The sequence below is a fragment of the Vibrio sp. 378 genome (assembly GCF_033339435.1).
Map to the genome: position 1 here is coordinate 1 of NZ_JAWOUO010000701.1, position 637 is coordinate 637.

Annotated in this window: 1 protein-coding gene; it reads right to left on the bottom strand. The window is 45.2% G+C overall.

All coding sequences use genetic code 11. The features are described from left to right. On the bottom strand, positions 1-637 hold a 637-nt coding region (locus R7Q48_RS28360; RefSeq protein ID WP_318133654.1), incomplete at both ends, for a transcriptional regulator GcvA.

Consider the following 637-nt stretch of genomic DNA (forward strand, 5'->3'; position numbering starts at 1 on the left):
AGTGGCTGAAAATCGGACCGTGATTCACGTTAATGCCTTCGATGTTGTAATGACGAGCGAACTGCTTCCAATCTTTACGCGAAGTATCATGTAACAAAGTGTGTAATTTGAGGTCACTTAGAGATTCTAATGGTTTGTTACCTAAAAGTAACGAAGGTGAACAAAGTGGGATCAGAAACTCTTGGTACAGTTTATCCGCTCGCAAACCCGGCCAGTTCCCACGGCCGTAGTAGATCGCTACATCTACATCATCAGTCAGTGAACCTTCATCCATATCCACGGCTTTGATGCGAACATCGATGTCTGGCTCTTGAGCATTAAAGTCCGCCAAACGAGGCACCAACCACTGAATGGCAAAGCTCGGTGGCAAGCTGATGGTCAACGCACCTTTTTCACTACGTTCCAATACCTTATCGGTAGCTTCAGCAATCGAGGTAAAGATGTCTTTGATGTCGAGAAAGTAACTTTGCCCTTCTTCTGTTAACAGCAAAGAACGGTTACGGCGACGGAAAAGTTTTAGAGATAGAAACTCTTCTAGGGCTTTAATTTGATGACTCACTGCGGCTTGAGTCACAAATAACTCTTCTGCCGCACGCGTAAAACTGAGATGACGAGCGGCTGCTTCAAATACTCGAAG